This is a genomic window from Salinivibrio sp. MA351, from assembly GCF_001996065.1.
Classification (GTDB): Bacteria; Pseudomonadota; Gammaproteobacteria; order Enterobacterales; family Vibrionaceae; genus Salinivibrio; species Salinivibrio costicola.
In genome coordinates, this window is the sequence record NZ_MUFG01000042.1 from 1 (window position 1) to 14,924 (window position 14,924).

General features: G+C 49.4%; 13 protein-coding genes and 1 riboswitch. Of the genes, 7 read left to right on the plus strand and 6 right to left on the minus strand.

The window, feature by feature from the left end; translation table 11 throughout:
- Positions 1-280 precede the first annotated feature (280 nt).
- From hemG to BZG78_RS14705, 3 genes are all read right to left on the minus strand, one after another.
- The gene (gene hemG / locus BZG78_RS14695; RefSeq protein WP_025744923.1) at positions 281-817 is read right to left on the minus strand and encodes a menaquinone-dependent protoporphyrinogen IX dehydrogenase; all 537 of its coding nucleotides are present in this window, start codon (positions 815-817) and stop codon (positions 281-283) included.
- Positions 818-835: 18 nt separating this feature from the next.
- Entirely contained in the window at positions 836-2,293 is a 1,458-nt protein-coding gene (locus BZG78_RS14700; protein WP_077661627.1) for a TrkH family potassium uptake protein, read from the minus strand.
- A gap of 85 nt (positions 2,294-2,378) precedes the next feature.
- Complete coding sequence (locus BZG78_RS14705; protein WP_025744921.1) at positions 2,379-3,002, minus strand: YigZ family protein; 624 nt, start codon at positions 3,000-3,002, stop codon at positions 2,379-2,381.
- Positions 3,003-3,218: 216 nt separating this feature from the next.
- Here BZG78_RS14705 and fadB point away from each other — a divergent pair, with 216 nt between their 5' ends.
- The 3 genes from fadB to BZG78_RS14720 all read left to right on the plus strand — a co-directional run bounded on the left by fadB (position 3,219) and on the right by BZG78_RS14720 (position 7,728).
- Entirely contained in the window at positions 3,219-5,399 is a 2,181-nt protein-coding gene (gene fadB / locus BZG78_RS14710) for a fatty acid oxidation complex subunit alpha FadB (RefSeq protein WP_077576839.1), read from the plus strand.
- Between the two features lie 16 nt (positions 5,400-5,415).
- Positions 5,416-6,579, plus strand: a complete 1,164-nt coding sequence (gene fadA, locus BZG78_RS14715) for an acetyl-CoA C-acyltransferase FadA (protein ID WP_077576840.1) — start codon at positions 5,416-5,418, stop codon at positions 6,577-6,579.
- 156 nt (positions 6,580-6,735) lie between these two features.
- Positions 6,736-7,728, plus strand: coding sequence for an MDR family oxidoreductase (locus BZG78_RS14720; RefSeq protein ID WP_077461801.1), 993 nt, complete (start codon positions 6,736-6,738; stop codon positions 7,726-7,728).
- 171 nt (positions 7,729-7,899) lie between these two features.
- Here BZG78_RS14720 and BZG78_RS14725 read toward each other — a convergent pair whose 3' ends face one another.
- Positions 7,900-8,103, minus strand: coding sequence for a hypothetical protein (locus BZG78_RS14725; RefSeq protein ID WP_025744548.1), 204 nt, complete (start codon positions 8,101-8,103; stop codon positions 7,900-7,902).
- A gap of 122 nt (positions 8,104-8,225) precedes the next feature.
- Between BZG78_RS14725 and tusA the strand changes: the two genes are divergently transcribed.
- On the plus strand, positions 8,226-8,474 hold the full coding sequence (gene tusA, locus BZG78_RS14730; RefSeq protein WP_077461800.1) for a sulfurtransferase TusA: 249 nt from the start codon (positions 8,226-8,228) through the stop codon (positions 8,472-8,474).
- Positions 8,475-8,509: 35 nt separating this feature from the next.
- Here tusA and BZG78_RS14735 read toward each other — a convergent pair whose 3' ends face one another.
- Positions 8,510-9,070 carry a TMEM165/GDT1 family protein gene (locus BZG78_RS14735; protein WP_077661628.1) on the minus strand — a complete coding sequence of 187 codons (561 nt, stop codon included), beginning with the start codon at positions 9,068-9,070 and terminating at the stop codon, positions 8,510-8,512.
- Positions 9,071-9,162: 92 nt separating this feature from the next.
- A riboswitch (yybP-ykoY riboswitch) is annotated at positions 9,163-9,272 on the minus strand.
- 174 nt (positions 9,273-9,446) lie between these two features.
- Between BZG78_RS14735 and glyQ the strand changes: the two genes are divergently transcribed.
- The 3 genes from glyQ (at position 9,447) to BZG78_RS14750 (ending at position 14,010) form a co-directional block, all read left to right on the plus strand.
- Complete coding sequence (gene glyQ / locus BZG78_RS14740; RefSeq protein WP_025673809.1) at positions 9,447-10,358, plus strand: glycine--tRNA ligase subunit alpha; 912 nt, start codon at positions 9,447-9,449, stop codon at positions 10,356-10,358.
- 9 nt (positions 10,359-10,367) lie between these two features.
- Entirely contained in the window at positions 10,368-12,437 is a 2,070-nt protein-coding gene (gene glyS / locus BZG78_RS14745; RefSeq protein WP_077661629.1) for a glycine--tRNA ligase subunit beta, read from the plus strand.
- Positions 12,438-12,756: 319 nt separating this feature from the next.
- Entirely contained in the window at positions 12,757-14,010 is a 1,254-nt protein-coding gene (locus BZG78_RS14750) for a valine--pyruvate transaminase (RefSeq protein ID WP_077461797.1), read from the plus strand.
- A gap of 259 nt (positions 14,011-14,269) precedes the next feature.
- On the opposite strand, the gene BZG78_RS14755 is transcribed toward BZG78_RS14750, so the two are convergent.
- On the minus strand, positions 14,270-14,710 hold the full coding sequence (locus BZG78_RS14755) for an Hsp20 family protein (protein ID WP_025744545.1): 441 nt from the start codon (positions 14,708-14,710) through the stop codon (positions 14,270-14,272).
- Positions 14,711-14,924 lie beyond the last annotated feature (214 nt).

Consider the following 14,924-nt stretch of genomic DNA (forward strand, 5'->3'; position numbering starts at 1 on the left):
AGAAATTTTATCTTTTATTTTCAACCCTCAGGCTGGAAACAAAACCTCTTTTTGACTCCCCTAACGCTTGGCGTTAAGTGGACGGCTATCTTAATCTTTTAAAAACTCACGTCAAGCGTTTATTTTTATTTGATTTTTTACGTCAACATGGCGCTGAGCGCTTGCCCTGTGTGCCGTGTCGATGGAGGCGCATTATAGAGAAGTTGATCGCCTTAGCAAGAGGGAAAAGCGACTTTTTTTGCAAAAAGCCGCCGTTCGGTCAAAGAACCAGCGCTATGGGCTAAAACTGAGCAAATTGATCAGTAAATGCTTTCACTTTTTGCCAATCGGTATATTCCACTTCCTTACTCGTATCCGTCTCGCCGCCGGTAATATGCATAATCAAGCGAATCATCATACGATCGAACCATTTATAGCGCGGATAGTAGAGGGCCCCGGCGAACACGCCATGCAACTGAGGCGTCCATGGCGACTTTTCTAGAAACTTACGACTATAGGCGCTCGTTTCTGCGGTATCTTTACCAGGTTTACGCGCGGTTAAATTGACACTAAAAAAGCCCGCTTTCACTCGGTTTAGCTGTTCGCTGTGCGTATCGATAAATTGATAGAGCTTTTTATTGAAGTGGCCATAACGAATCGATGCTCCGATTAACACCCGATCATATTGGGTAAGATCGAGTGTTGGCACTTGATGGAGATCGCTCACGTCACACTGCGCACGTTCTCCAAGCTGACTCTCTATATAATGTAGAATCTTCTTAGTTTGCCCTTCCCGACTTGAGTGTAACAGCAGCACTTTCTGCGTTGCGTTGCTCATTGCTTCTCCTTCCCCTGTTTAGCTACGCCAAAAAGTGGGGGTAAATAAAACCAGTAATGTGAATATCTCTAAACGACCAAACAGCATCGCCAGGATCAGTACCCATTTCGCTGTGTCATTAATATCACCAAAGTGAGCAGCCACTTCGCCCAAGCCTGGGCCGAGATTATTGAGTGTGGCCGCCACAGCCGAAAAAGCGGTCAGCTCTTCGATGCCGGTTGCAATTAACGCAAGCATACAGATCACAAAGACCAACGCATAGGCGGAGAAAAATCCCCATACCGCGTCGACGACTTGTTGACGTAAGGCTTTGTTGCCCACCTTAATCGTATACACTGCACGGGGATGGACTAAGCGCTTAAGCTCGCGCGTACCTTGTAGTGAAAGCAATAAGATACGAATGACTTTCATCCCCCCACCTGTTGAGCCTGCACACCCGCCGATAAAGGAAGTGAATAACAAGAGAACAGGTAAAAACAGCGGCCAATGAGCAAATGTCGTCGTGGTATAGCCTGCGGTGGTTGAAATAGATACCGACTGAAATAATGCTTGAGTGAAGGTTTCAGTGGAACTGTCATAGACTTGATGGCCACTAAGCATGGTGAAGACGACCAGCCATAGTAGGAATTGAATAAGTAAAAACGCGCGAAATTCGGGATCACGTAAGTAAAACTTTAGATTAAGCCCGTTATTAGCAAACGCCGCAAAGTGCAGCGAAAAGTTACACGCTGATATTAACAAAAAGACCACGGTGATCAGGTTTACGGCCGTACTGTCAAAGTGACCGATACTTCCGTCATGGGTTGAAAAACCGCCAATTGCAACGGTTGAAAAGCTATGCCCAATCGCATCAAACGCTGACATACCGGCCAACCAATAGGCTAACGCGCAGCTGACCGTCAGTGTCAGATAAATGTACCAAAGGACTTTCGCGGTTTCGGCTATCCTGGGCGTCATTTTGGTATCTTTGACCGGCCCTGGGATCTCTGCACGATAAAGCTGCATGCCCCCGATGCCAAGTACGGGAAGAATCGCCACCGCTAAGACGATAATCCCCATTCCGCCCAGCCATTGAAGCAGCTGGCGGTAAAATAAAATGGCCTTGGGCAACTCATCCAGACCAACAATCACGGTCGCCCCTGTCGTCGTTAACCCCGAAAAGGACTCAAAAAACGCCTCACTGACCGATAAATCAGGCTGTTCCGACAACATCAGCGGCACAGAGCCTGCGCTGCCGATCACCGTCCAGAACAGCACGACAATTAAAAAGCCATCGCGCGCTTTGAGTTCATGCCGGTAATCACGGTTTGGAAACCAAAGCAATCCCCCCCCCGCCAGCAGTAAGAAAAATGTCAATACAAACGGGAGCCCAGCACCGTCACGGTAAATAAAAGCCACCAGCGCAGGGGCTAGCATGGTAATGCTGAACAGGGCCAGTAGAAGTCCGACGATGCGGGTAATGGAACGAAATTGCATAGCCTGACGTGGCCCTCTTATCAGCGACAGCCTTTTACTGCCGTCTCATCGTTACACGTAAAGCAGGCTAAATGCCTGACGTTAATTATTGATGTTCTGTCGAGCAAGCTTGTGCCTGCCCACGAGTTTGATTTTTTAGCGCATCAAGAAAACCTTCGATGAATCGCGCATCAATACGGACAGCTAGCTGCACATTATGACTGAACGCAGCATCAAGCTGAATGCCATGGTACTGCTTTAGTAGCGCCTCGATAGTATCAATGTGAGCATATTCACAGCTTATTGTGTAAGGAACCGTGACAGCAACCTCACGCGTTGTTAATAAGCTTAGCGCTTGTTGCACACTGGTACCGTATGCTTTCACTAAGCCCCCGGTACCCAGTTTGATCCCACCGAAATAACGGACAACCACCGCACAGACCTCTCCGACTTTTGCGCCCGACAGTTGCGCAAGCATTGGTTTACCTGCGGTTCCTGCGGGCTCGCCATCGTCACCACAGCCCCATTGTACCGATGATTCGGGTCTTCCCGCGACGAAGGCCCAACAATGATGGCGCGCATCAGGGTAAGCGTTGCGTAAAGATTGAATAAACTGCTTCGCGTCTGCCTCACCCGGTGTGTGAGCAAGATAGGTGATAAATCGGCTCTTTTTTATTTCAAGCTCGTGCCTGACAGTCTCTGCAGGAACCGCATAAGGCGTGATCGGCATAATGATATAATCCTTCAGTTTCTACCTTGCACTTTATCATATCTCCGCTTCTTCTACAGGGACGCCCATGCAGTAAAAACAATCCACGCCACATATTTTAAACATTCGTTTAACTTTTGGTTGTCATTTATTATAACAATGATCCACACTAGAGCTCATCTGGTCTAACCAGAACAGTATTCAACCAGGATGGTACGGCCAACGTGGAGAAAAACCATGATCTACCAAGGAGATAACCTTTCAGTTCGTGCATTGGAAAACGGCATTGTAGAACTGACACTGGACAGCCAGGGTTCTGTCAACAAACTGGATCTGTCGACGCTAGAAAGCTTAGACCGAGCCCTCGACGCCTTAGCAGGCCGAGAAGATGTAAAGGGGCTCATGCTCACATCTGCAAAGTCGGCCTTTATTGTCGGCGCCGATATCACCGAGTTTCTCGGTTTATTTGCCAAGCCCGACCAAGAGCTCTCTGATTGGGTGTCGCGCGCGAACGCAATCTTCAATCGTTTAGAAGACCTCCCCTATCCGACGATCAGCGCCGTCAACGGCCATGCCTTAGGGGGCGGCTGCGAGTGTATTCTTTCTACCGATTTACGTGTTGCAAGCTCTGACGCACGGATTGGTCTCCCCGAAACCAAACTGGGTATTATGCCTGGGTTTGGTGGCACTGTGCGCTTACCGCGTTTAGTGGGTGCCGATACGGCGATGGAAATTATCACTGCAGGTAAAGAAAAACGCGCCGCGGCAGCGCTCAAAGAAGGATTAGTGGATGCCGTCGTTGAAGTAGATAACCTTCGTGACGCGGCAATCAGTATGCTCACTCAAGCCATCAATGAAAAAATTGATTGGCAAGGCCGTCGTCAGCAGAAAAAACAACCATTGGGGCTAAACCGCACAGAAGCCGCCATGAGTTTTACTATGGCTAAAGGTATGGTGGCTCAGGTAGCCGGTAAGCACTATCCAGCGCCAATGACTGCCGTGACGGCCATTGAAGAGGCGGCCGGCATGACACGCGATGAGGCACTCAAGGTCGAAAATCGCTATTTCGTGAAACTGGCAAAAACCGACGTTGCTCAAGCCTTAGTCGGGATTTTCCTCAATGATCAAGTGATCAAAGGCAAGGCGAAAAAAGCCGCTAAACAAGGGAAAGATACCCAGCGTGGTGCCGTTCTAGGTGCAGGTATTATGGGCGGCGGCATCGCCTACCAATCGGCCCTAAAAGGCGTGCCTGTGATGATGAAAGACATTGCACAAGCATCGCTAGATTTGGGCATGAAAGAGGCCACCAAGCTACTCAATAAGCAACTCGAACGCGGTCGTATCGATGGCTTTAAAATGGGCCAAGTGCTGTCGTCAATCACCCCAAGTCTACACTATGCCGGCATTGAACATAGCGATGTAGTTGTTGAGGCTGTGGTAGAGAACCCTAAAATCAAAGCCAGTGTTCTCAAAGAGGTAGAAGAGCAAGTGAGTGCGGATGCGGTAATTGCATCGAATACCTCCACCATTCCTATCAATACGTTGGCCAAGTCAATGGCGCGCCCAGAAAACTTCTGTGGCATGCATTTCTTTAACCCCGTCCACCGCATGCCGTTGGTCGAGGTGATCCGAGGCGAAAAGACCTCCGATGAAACCATTGCCCGTGTGGTTGCCTATGCAGCGAAAATGGGCAAATCACCGGTTGTTGTCAATGACTGTCCCGGGTTTTTCGTCAACCGCGTACTCTTCCCCTATTTCCATGCCTTTAGCCTTCTTCTTCGTGACGGTGTGGATTTCCAACGCATCGATAAGATTATGGAGAAGCAATTTGGCTGGCCAATGGGCCCTGCCTACTTACTCGACGTGGTTGGTATCGATACCGCGCACCACGCGCAAGCGGTGATGGCAGAAGGCTTTCCTGATCGCATGAGTAAATCTGGTCGTGATGCGATTGATGTGATGTTCGACGCCGAGCGTTTCGGTCAAAAGAACGGCAAGGGTTTCTATCGCTACTCTATCGATAAAAAAGGGAAGCCGAAAAAAGAAGCTGATGAGGCCGTACCTGGGTTACTTGCCTCCGTGATCGAGGGGAATCAGTCAGATATCAGTGATGAAGATATAATTGCTCGTATGATGGTGCCGATGGTCAATGAAGTGGCACGTTGTCTCGAAGAAAACATTATCGCCTCTCCTGCTGAAGCAGATATCGCCTTGGTCTATGGCATTGGTTTTCCGCCATTCCGCGGTGGTGCTTTCCGTTATGTTGATACTCTGGGTGTTGATCACTATGTCGCAATGGCAGACAAATTCTCTGATCTTGGCGCCTTGTATCATGTCCCAACGGATATGAAACGTCGTGCGGGCGACAAACAGGCTTACTTTGATGTGACCCCGGTCAACGCACCGCAATCAGCCTAAGGTTAAGGAGAGAACAATGAACAATGTAGTGATCGTTGACTGTATTCGTACACCAATGGGCCGCTCTAAAGGCGGTGTATTTCGCAATGTACGCGCGGAGGACTTATCGGCGCACTTGATGAAATCCTTACTGACTCGCAACCCAGCAGTCGAAAGCAGCGCAATTGAAGATATTTATTGGGGCTGTGTCCAGCAAACGCTAGAACAAGGCTTTAATATTGCGCGTAATGCCGCTTTATTAGCGGGGATCCCACACTCCGTTGGTGCTACCACCGTCAACCGCCTGTGTGGTTCGTCGATGCAAGCGCTACACGATGCAGCGCGTGCAATCATGGTTGGCGATGGTGACACCTTCATGATTGGGGGCGTGGAGCATATGGGACACGTGCCGATGAACCATGGCGTCGACTTCCATCCTGGTTTGTCTAAATCGGTTGCAAAAGCAGCAGGTATGATGGGGCTTACTGCAGAAATGCTTGGTCGTATGCATGGTATTAGCCGCCAAATGCAAGACGAGTTTGCTGCTCGCTCTCATGCGCGTGCTCACGCAGCCACGGTAGAAGGGCGTTTTAGACAAGAGATAGCCCCTATCGAAGGCCATGATGCCAACGGTCTACTGACTCTGGTTGAAGATGATGAGGTGATTCGTCCAGAAACCACGGTTGAAAGCTTGGCCAACCTGCGCCCCGCCTTTGACCCTGTTACGGGCACAGTGACGGCGGGTACTTCATCGGCGCTATCAGATGGCGCATCAGCAATGCTAGTGATGAGCGAAGAAAAAGCCAAATCACTCGGGCTCCCTATTCGAGCACGCATTCGTGCGATGAGCGTTGCCGGCTGTGATCCATCAATTATGGGTTATGGCCCAGTGCCAGCCACCCAAAAAGCACTGAAACGCGCTGGATTGAGTATCGATGATATTGATCTTGTGGAGCTGAACGAAGCATTTGCCGCGCAATCACTACCTTGCGTCAAAGATCTCGGCCTGATGGATAAAGTCGATGAAAAGGTCAATCTCAATGGCGGCGCCATTGCCTTGGGTCACCCATTAGGCTGTTCAGGTGCACGCATCTCGACCACCTTGTTGCATCAAATGGAGCGTCAAGATGCCACCTTAGGGTTGGCAACCATGTGTATTGGTTTGGGTCAAGGGATTGCCACCGTGTTCGAACGCGTGTAATGCCTTCTTCGTGACGATAAAAGAGCGGTGTTTACCGCTCTTTTTTTTGGGTTGCGTCTAACGGCGTTCAATCGCATAGTGATTGATATAACGCAAGTGGTCGATTATTCGCTCGGCCTAGTATGGCCGCTCACTTATTCCAACCGGGAGAATGCCATGTTTAACGCGCTTGTCCTCGAACAACACGAAAAACAAACCCTCGCCAACATCACCGCCTTAGCAGAGAGTGATCTCCCTGACGGCAATGTTACCGTCGATATTGACTATAGTTCACTCAATTACAAAGATGGCCTCGCCATTACCGGCAAAGGGAAAATTGTGCGCCAATTTCCGATGGTGCCAGGTATTGATTTTGCTGGCACGGTTGCAGACAGCCAGCACCCAGACTATCAACCTGGAGATAAAGTGGTGCTGACCGGCTGGGGCGTCGGTGAAGGCCACTGGGGTGGCATGGCTGAGAAAGCGCGCGTTAACGGTGATTGGTTAGTCCCCTTAGCCGAAGGGCTGACTGAACAACAAGCCATGATGGTCGGCACCGCTGGGTTGACTGCCATGTTATGCGTACAAGCCTTGATTGATGGCGGCGTTAAGCCAGAAGACGGCAAAGTATTAGTCACGGGCGCCAGTGGTGGCGTAGGCTCTGTCGCCGTCACCTTATTACATGCTCTAGGTTATCGCGTCAGTGCTGTCACTGGCCGCCTAGACGCAAACCAAACCTGGCTTGAACAGCTTGGTGCCGATGATGTTTTACCGCGCGACGCATTTAGCGCCCCTGGGCGCCCGCTTGATAAACAACACTGGGCTGGTGCAGTTGATACCGTCGGCAGTCAAATGCTCGCCAACGTGCTGTCACAAATTCAGTATGGTGGTACGGTCGCTGCATGTGGCCTTGCCGGTGGCTTTGACCTCCCTGCCACCGTCATGCCATTTATTTTGCGGAATGTACGCTTGCAAGGAGTGGACTCTGTCTCTTGCCCGAGACCACAACGGCTCGCCGCATGGCAGTCACTCACCAAGCTGTTACCCGCACGCTACTTTGAACAAGCGTGCCACACTATCGCCCTGGCCCAGACGCCAGCGTACGCCGATAAAATCATCAATGGCGAAATAAAAGGCCGCGTGGTGATTGATATCACCAAGCAAGACTAACCATAAACGCAAGATTCATCATATGACACAAGGTCAATACTCAGCGAGATATTGGCCTTGTTTCCGTTACTGGTTTTCTCTGAATAACAGGCAAAAAAAATCCCGCTCTGAAAGCGGGGAAGCCCAAGAAAACTAGGGAGTGAGAGTGAGTGTCGCTGTTGAGTGAGTTAGCTAGCCTTGCGAAGAATCTGTTGGCTGAACGGTCAATGTTTCCATCAATAACCCCAGCGCAGACACCAGCAATGCTAAAGTCGTTAATAGAGCGTGACCTTGACTATGCGCTAAGTCTAAAAAAGCAAGGGCGCTCAATCCTGTATAAGCCAATACACGGTAGCCATAAGTAAAACCAAATTGTTGCTCGTTTACTTTTCTCATGCCACTCGCCATTCGTTAACGACTTGTTAATTAATTTACACAATAATTTTACAATCACAACCCTATTTGAATAATTCTGACTCGTAAGTATGATCAGGTCGACATTTTTTGAGGACACCGACATGACGACGCTTTTTAACCATGCTGATCATCAGCTTGATGCTTTAGGGTTGCGCTGCCCTGAACCTGTAATGATGGTACGTAAGCGTATCCGCCATATGGATGACGGTCAGACCTTGCTTATCACCGCTGATGATCCCTCTACGACACGAGATATTCCGAGTTTTTGTCGCTTTATGGACCATACCCTGGTCGCTGCCCAAACAGAGACCGTGCCGTTTCAATTTTTGATCAAAAAAGGGCTGGCATAATGCCAACCCTTATACCAATTCATCATTGTCCTGCGTTAACTCAGTAGATACCAGGTATCGAGTACAGCCAATGCCGCAAACATGGCCGCGGCAAGCGCGCGTACCAACGCAAATGGCACATGGCGCTGAATCTTATCGCCGGCTAAAACCACGGGAACATTGGCTAACAGCATCCCAATGGTAGAACCAATCACCACAATCCACAGTGCATCATTAAACTGTGCCCCCAGTGCCGTGGTCGCCAATTGGGTTTTATCCCCTATTTCAGCGACAAAAAAGGCGGTAAAACTGGCCCAAAATGCACTCTTTCCCTGTATGCCTTCATCCTCAAGCTTATCTGGGATCAGCATCCAAACCGCCATCACACTAAAACTGATAATCAAAATGACGTGTAAAACGGTGTCTGTTAGAACGTCTGCGGCCACCACACCAAGCCATGCGGCTATTGCATGGTTAACCAAAGTGGCTAATAGAATGGCACTGACAATCACCGCGGGTTTTCGAAACCGGGTCGCCAACGCCAAAGATAGTAACTGGGTTTTATCCCCTATTTCCGCCAAGGTGACGGTGGAAATAGAAATAGCAAGAACGCTCATGACAATGCTCATCTGGGGCAGGGCTTATTATGATTCAACCACGACAACACACACGCCCCACCCCGGTTCGTGCGATTGTCGTTGGTCTCGTCAAGCCCAGAGCACCATAAAGGTGGGCTTGCAATCACCATGAAGATTTTGCTTCAACTATGTTGATGATTGCCCCACTGACTGTGCAGTGGTCGACTACTCCCCAAGACGGCGCTAGTTTACGATTTGAACAATCATTTGGCAACGTCTATTCATCCATATTACCGCTGTATCGATAAGTCGGTTAAAGACGCACAAAAATCCGCCAGCCCCCTACTGCTTGAGCGCGCTGCGAGTTATAATTGCCAGCTATTTTCTCCATTCATCAACTCGCGCGAACCTGACAATGCATAAATTCGATATCAAAACCTTTCAGGGTATGATCCTCGCGCTGCAGGATTATTGGGCCCAGCAAGGCTGTACCATTGTTCAGCCGCTAGACATGGAAGTGGGGGCGGGAACCTCCCACCCGATGACATGCTTGCGTGCCCTTGGACCAGAACCGATCGCAGCGGCTTACGTTCAACCTTCTCGTCGTCCAACCGATGGTCGTTATGGTGAGAACCCAAACCGTTTGCAGCACTATTATCAATTTCAAACCATTCTCAAACCATCACCCGACAATATTCAGGAGCTCTATCTAGGCTCTCTGCGTGTGTTAGGTATTGATCCCGAAGTCCACGACATTCGCTTTGTCGAAGATAACTGGGAAAACCCAACGCTTGGCGCTTGGGGCCTAGGCTGGGAAGTGTGGCTTAACGGAATGGAAATTACCCAGTTTACCTACTTCCAGCAAGTCGGTGGTCTGGAGTGCAAACCCGTTACCGGCGAAATCACTTATGGTATCGAGCGCCTGGCCATGTACATCCAAGAAGTCGACTCTGTCTATGACTTAATCTGGACTGATGGTCCGTTTGGCAAAGTGACCTACGGCGATATTTTCCATCAAAACGAGGTGGAGCAGTCGACCTACAACTTTGAACATGCTGATGTTGACTTTCTGTTCCGCTACTTTGATCAGTGCGAAGCCGAAAGTACCAAGCTCTTGGATCTCGAGCAGCCGCTCCCCTTGCCTGCTTATGAGCAGATCCTAAAGGCTGGTCATGCGTTTAACCTACTGGATGCGCGAAAAGCCATCTCAGTGACTGAACGCCAACGCTATATTTTACGCATTCGTACCCTGACTAAGCGGGTTGCTGAGGCGTACTATGCATCACGCGAAGCACTGGGCTTCCCCATGTGCCGCCACACTCAATAAGGGAGCATCATGGCAACGCAAAATTTCCTGATAGAGCTAGGTACGGAAGAGCTACCCCCGACAGCATTGCGCACACTGGCTGAAGCCTTCGCAAGTCAGTTTGAAGCGCAACTAAAAGACGCTGACCTGAGCCACCAAGGTGTTACTTGGTATGCATCACCTCGCCGGCTGGCGTTAAAAGTGGCCGCTTTGAGCGATCGCCAACCCGATAAGGTCGTAGAAAAACGCGGACCCGCGGTCAGCGCTGCTTTTGACGCCGACGGCAATCCCACCAAAGCCGCCATGGGTTGGGCACGCGGTAATGGTATTGATGTCAGCGAAGCTGAACGCTTAAAAACCGATAAAGGTGAGTGGCTGCTTTATCGTCAACACGTTCCTGGCCAAGCCATTGACACTTTGCTGCCCGTGCTAGCCGATAACGCGCTAAACAAGTTGCCTATTCCTAAACCCATGCGCTGGGGTGATAAAGACACCCAGTTTATCCGCCCGGTGAAAACCTTGGTAATGCTATACGGCGAAACCTTAATTGAAGGCACGATTTTGGGCGTTGCATCCGACCGTGTTATTCGTGGTCACCGCTTCATGGGTGAGCCGAATTTAACCCTGGCTCACGCCGATCACTACCCTGAGCGTCTCGAACGGGAAGGCAAAGTGATGGCGGATTATGAAAAGCGTAAGGCATTGATTATTAGAGATGCCAAAGCAGCCGCGGACGCAGTGGGCGGAATGGCTGAGCTGGATGAAGACTTGGTCGAAGAAGTCACCTCATTGGTAGAATGGCCGGTAGTACTGACCGCCTCTTTCGAGAACAAATATCTCAAAGTACCGTCTGAAGCGCTGGTGTACACGATGAAAGGCGACCAAAAGTACTTTCCAGTGTATGACGCCAACGGCGAGCTACTGCCTAAGTTTATCTTTGTTTCTAACATTGAATCGAAAGATCCGACACAGGTTATCTCAGGGAACGAAAAAGTCGTACGCCCTCGCCTCGCGGATGCGGAGTTCTTCTTTGATACTGATCGCAAGCGCCCATTGATTGATCGCCTGCCAGAGCTTGATAGCGCGGTATTCCAAAAACAATTAGGTACCATTAAAGATAAAACCGACCGTATTACTGCACTTGCAGGACAGATTGCAGAGCGTATCGGTGCCGACAAAGCACACACCGAGCGCGCTGGCCAACTGGCAAAGTGTGACTTAATGACCTCAATGGTGTTTGAGTTTACCGAAACGCAAGGCGTGATGGGCATGCACTACGCACGTCATGATGGTGAACCAGAAGCGGTTTCGCTAGCACTGAACGAGCAATATTGGCCGCGCTTTGCCGGTGATAAGCTACCTACGACGCCAGTATCGTCAGCCGTTGCAATGGCCGACAAAATGGATACCATCGTCGGTATCTTTGGTATTGGCCAAGCACCAAAAGGGAGTGATCCATTCGCCCTACGCCGTGCTGCTCTCGGTGTGCTACGTATTATCGTTGAAAACGGCTATCAGCTGGATTTAGTCGACCTCATTCGCGACGCCAAAGCCCAATACGATGATCGCCTCACCCATAAAGAAGTAGAGACCGAGGTCTTAGACTTTATGCTAGGCCGTTTCCGCAGCTGGTATCAAGATATGGGCTATAGCGTCGATATTATCCAAGCGGTATTAGCGCGCCGTCCAACCAAGCCTGCCGATTTCGATAGCCGTGTGAAAGCCGTTTCTCATTTCCGTAGCTTGGACGAAGCAGAAGCCTTGGCCGCCGCCAACAAACGTGTTGGCAATATCCTTGCGAAGTACGACGGCGAGCTGCCCAGCACAGTCGATAGCAGCTTACTACAAGAAGACGCTGAAAAAGCACTGGCGGATGTAGTGGCAGAAAAAGCCGCTGCGGTTAAGCCTTTGTTTGCTGACAGCGATTATCAAGGCGCGTTGACCGAACTGGCGCAATTGCGCACACCGGTTGATACCTTCTTTGATAATGTGATGGTCATGGCCGATGACCCAGCACTGAAGGCCAACCGTTTAGCGATGCTTCACCTTATCCGTGAGCAGTTCCTCAACGTGGCAGATATCTCGGTACTGCAAAAATAGCCCCATCGAAGGCGTTATCAAACCCCGCACTAGCGGGGTTTTTTATGCTAATCCTGGTTATGTTTCACGTGAAACACTAGGCCTATAACCACGATGAATGCTTCGCATCAGTGTACTTACTTCTTCGTTTTACTCTCAACCTAACCTTCCCAGATAGTGGCATATCAACGCTGTACTGATAACGTAACAACCCTGTCAACCACCGGACTTAAAGAGCGTTCGATAACAGCCTCACAACGCTTTCTTTTTCACAAACAATTGTTGTATGTTGATGGCAGCTTAACCAAAACAATGACATAAATATTTGAAGGCAGTAATCATGGAAGTCACTCACTTTGGCGAGAAACTCGCTAACCACTCGGGTATCACCCAGTTAATGGACGATTTGAATGATGGCTTACGTAATCCAGATGCGATTATGCTCGGTGGCGGTAACCCCGCTGCGATACCGGAAATGCTCGATTACTTCAAAACACTGAGCCAATCGATGCTGGATGATGGTAGCCTCGTCCATGCCATGGCCAACTATGATGGCCCACAAGGTAAGTCGGCATTACTGAATGCCCTCGCCGAGCTTCTCAATAAGACCTATGGGTGGCAGCTTTCCAGTAAAAACATCATGCTCACCAACGGTAGTCAAAGTGCGTTCTTTTATCTGTTTAACCTTTTAGCGGGACGTTATTCAGACGGCAGCCATAAAAAGATTTTACTACCCTTGGCGCCTGAATATATTGGCTATGGCGATGCAGGGATCAGCGACGATATCTTTGTTAGCTACCAACCTGACATTGAGTTAATGGATAATCGACAGTTTAAATATCATGTCGACTTTAGTCGCTTAACCATTGATGACAGCATTGGTGCTATCTGTGCCTCTCGGCCGACCAACCCAACCGGTAATGTGCTCACTGATAGCGAGATCCAGCAGCTTGATAAACTCGCTCGCGAGCATAACATTCCATTGATTATCGATAACGCCTACGGTACGCCGTTCCCTGATATTATCTTTGAAGATGTTGCCCCGTTTTGGAACGACAATACTATTCTTTGCTCTAGCCTCAGCAAGCTAGGGTTACCCGGGGTGCGTTGCGGGATCGTGATCGCCAACGAAGATGTCATCCAAGCCATGTCAAATATCAACGGCATCGTTAGCCTATCGCCAAACAGTGTCGGACCGGCAATGGCGCTGGCGATGATTGAACGAGGTGACTTGTTGCGATTAAGCAAAGAGGTCGTTCGCCCCTTCTACCAACAAAAATCACAGCGCACACTTCGTATGGTGTTGGACACTATTAATGATGAGCGTGTTCGCGTGCATAAACCCGAGGGGGCCATCTTTTTGTGGCTGTGGTTTGAAGACTTACCCATTTCTACCCAAACACTGTACCAACGACTAAAAGCCCGTGGTGTACTGGTGGTGCCAGGCGAATATTTCTTTATTGGTGTGGAAAGCGAGGATTGGCCTCATGCGAGACAATGTATTCGCATGAACTACGTCCAAGACGACGATACCATGCAACGAGGCATCGAGATTATTGGCGAAGAAGTCATCCGTGCCTACCAAGAGGGCTAACACTGTTTCACGTGGAACACTTACCGAGCTCCTTCTTTACTGTTTCACGTGAAACATTGGCTCAGGCTTAGTTCGAACCAACGTAACAATCTGGCAAGTCATCCATCGTTATCATCGACAAGCCAGGTTCCTGCAATGATAAGCAGACTGAAAGCAACCAACATGCATAAATGAAGGGCAGCGTTAGCTGCCCTCTTCGTTACGATTAACTTATTGCTTGGAGTCGCTGCGCCGCTAAACCTTCATGTCGCTGCCGCGCTTATTCTGCGTTTTCTAGCATGCGGTTACCGCCTATTTCGATACGGCGAGGTTTTTCTTCTTCAGGCACCTCACGAACCAGATCAATATGCAGCATGCCGTTTTCCATTTCCGCCCCCATCACTTTAATATGATCGTCGAGGTGGAACTTGCGTTCGAAGTCTCGTTCAGCAATGCCCTGGTATAAGAACTTAGTGTTCTGGTTTCGTTCGGCTTTTTTGCCGGCGACCGTCAGGCTATTTTTTTGCTGAGTGATATCGACTTCATCTTGCCCGAATCCAGCAACGGCCATCGTGATACGGTATTGGTTCTCCTTACTTTGCTCAATGTTGTAAGGAGGGAACCCACCCGCATTATTAGTGTTACTGTTCTCGACCAAGTCGAACAAACGGTCAAAGCCAATCGCAGTACGATAGAGTGGAGAGAAATCAAAATTACGCATAATCTTACCCTTCCTATGAAGCAATAAAATTCAACTAACGGCTTTCCGTTTCGGACAAGCCCCCGGCGACCCAATGGCATCGCCTCATTACTCTATATAGGGTTGCGCCAATTGATTTCAATGGCTGATTTTAAAATTTTTTCTGTATGTAATCAGTCATACCTTGAGCATCATATTGCATATATATAATTATTAAAAAGGCCAGCAATACTGC

What these genes read in the sequence shown, in the direction of transcription:
- fadB (WP_077576839.1), top strand. Translation starts at nt 3,219, where the DNA reads ATGATCTACCAAGGAGATAACCTTTCAGTTCGTGCATTGGAAAACGGC.
- hemG (WP_025744923.1), bottom strand. Translation starts at nt 817, where the DNA reads ATGAGCAACGCAACGCAGAAAGTGCTGCTGTTACACTCAAGTCGGGAA.
- BZG78_RS14750 (WP_077461797.1), top strand. Translation starts at nt 12,757, where the DNA reads ATGGAAGTCACTCACTTTGGCGAGAAACTCGCTAACCACTCGGGTATC.
- BZG78_RS14735 (WP_077661628.1), bottom strand. Translation starts at nt 9,070, where the DNA reads ATGAGCGTTCTTGCTATTTCTATTTCCACCGTCACCTTGGCGGAAATA.
- BZG78_RS14725 (WP_025744548.1), bottom strand. Translation starts at nt 8,103, where the DNA reads ATGAGAAAAGTAAACGAGCAACAATTTGGTTTTACTTATGGCTACCGT.
- tusA (WP_077461800.1), top strand. Translation starts at nt 8,226, where the DNA reads ATGACGACGCTTTTTAACCATGCTGATCATCAGCTTGATGCTTTAGGG.
- fadA (WP_077576840.1), top strand. Translation starts at nt 5,416, where the DNA reads ATGAACAATGTAGTGATCGTTGACTGTATTCGTACACCAATGGGCCGC.
- glyS (WP_077661629.1), top strand. Translation starts at nt 10,368, where the DNA reads ATGGCAACGCAAAATTTCCTGATAGAGCTAGGTACGGAAGAGCTACCC.
- BZG78_RS14755 (WP_025744545.1), bottom strand. Translation starts at nt 14,710, where the DNA reads ATGCGTAATTTTGATTTCTCTCCACTCTATCGTACTGCGATTGGCTTT.
- glyQ (WP_025673809.1), top strand. Translation starts at nt 9,447, where the DNA reads ATGCATAAATTCGATATCAAAACCTTTCAGGGTATGATCCTCGCGCTG.
- BZG78_RS14700 (WP_077661627.1), bottom strand. Translation starts at nt 2,293, where the DNA reads ATGCAATTTCGTTCCATTACCCGCATCGTCGGACTTCTACTGGCCCTG.
- BZG78_RS14720 (WP_077461801.1), top strand. Translation starts at nt 6,736, where the DNA reads ATGTTTAACGCGCTTGTCCTCGAACAACACGAAAAACAAACCCTCGCC.
- BZG78_RS14705 (WP_025744921.1), bottom strand. Translation starts at nt 3,002, where the DNA reads ATGCCGATCACGCCTTATGCGGTTCCTGCAGAGACTGTCAGGCACGAG.